Annotated in this window: 1 protein-coding gene; it reads left to right on the top strand. The window is 71.7% G+C overall.

Annotation, left to right across the window (positions count from 1 at the left end; translation table 11 throughout):
* Window positions 1-1,397, top strand: a 1,397-nt coding sequence (locus LG634_RS37500) for an acetyl-CoA carboxylase biotin carboxylase subunit (protein WP_226741016.1), incomplete at both ends; no start/stop codon positions are given.

Genomic DNA, 1,397 nt, shown 5'->3' with positions numbered 1-1,397 from the left:
GTTGCGCGGGCCTGCCGGGATGCGGGGATCGCGAGCGTTGCCGTTTACGCGGATCCGGACCGGGATGCTCTGCATGTCCGTGCGGCCGATGAAGCGTTCGCTCTGGGCGGTGACACCCCGGCCGGCAGTTACCTGGACATTGCGAAGGTCCTGCAGGCCGCGGCGGATGCCGGCGCGGACGCCGTTCACCCGGGTTACGGGTTCCTGTCGGAGAACGCGGAGTTCGCGCAGGCCGTGATCGACGCGGGTCTGACGTGGATCGGTCCGCCGCCGCAGGCGATCCGGGACCTGGGTGACAAGGTCGCCGCCCGTCACATCGCCCAGCGGGCCGGTGCGCCGCTGGTCGCCGGCACCCCGGACCCGGTCTCGGGCGCGCAGGAGGTCGTGGCGTTCGCGCAGGAGCACGGTCTGCCGATCGCGATCAAGGCGGCGTTCGGTGGTGGCGGGCGTGGTCTGAAGGTCGCCCGCACGCTGGAAGAGGTCCCCGAGCTCTACGATTCCGCGGTGCGTGAGGCGGTGGCGGCGTTCGGGCGGGGCGAGTGCTTCGTGGAGCGCTACCTCGACAAGCCGCGGCACGTGGAGACGCAGTGCCTGGCGGACTCGCACGGCAACGTGGTCGTGGTCTCCACCCGTGACTGCTCGCTCCAGCGCCGTCACCAGAAGCTGGTGGAGGAGGCGCCGGCGCCGTTCCTGTCGGCGGAGCAGAACGCGCAGCTGTATGCGGCGTCGAAGGCGATCCTGAAGGAAGCCGGCTACGTCGGCGCCGGCACGGTCGAGTTCCTGGTGGGCGCGGACGGCACGATCTCCTTCCTGGAGGTCAACACCCGCCTGCAGGTCGAGCACCCGGTCACCGAGGAGGTCACCGGCATCGACCTGGTCCGGGAGATGTTCCGGATCGCGGACGGCGAAGTCCTGGGCTACGACGACCCGCCGCTGCGCGGGCACTCGTTCGAGTTCCGGATCAACGGCGAGGACCCGGGCCGCAACTTCCTGCCCGCTCCCGGCACCGTCACCGCCTTCATCCCGCCGACCGGGCCGGGTGTGCGGCTGGACGCGGGTGTCGAGTCCGGCAGCGTCATCGGCCCGGCGTGGGACAGCCTGCTGGCGAAGCTGATCGTCACGGGCGCCACCCGCGAGCAGGCCCTGCAGCGGGCCGCCCGCGCGCTGGCGGAGTTCCAGGTCGAGGGCATGGCCACCGCCATCCCCTTCCACCGCGCCGTGGTCACCGACCCCGCGTTCGCCCCCACCGACGGCAGCCCGTTCACGGTCCACACCCGCTGGATCGAGACCGCCTTCGTCAACGACATCCCCGCCTTCACCGCCCCCGCAGCAGACGAAGCCGAGGACGAACCGGGCCGCGAGACCGTCGTCGTCGAAGTCGGCGGCAAGCGCCTGGA

The sequence above is a fragment of the Streptomyces bambusae genome (genome assembly GCF_020532645.1).
Lineage (GTDB): Bacteria > Actinomycetota > Actinomycetes > Streptomycetales > Streptomycetaceae > Streptomyces > Streptomyces bambusae.
Note: the sequence above shows the minus strand (reverse complement) of the source record. Positions and strands in the feature narration are given on the sequence as shown.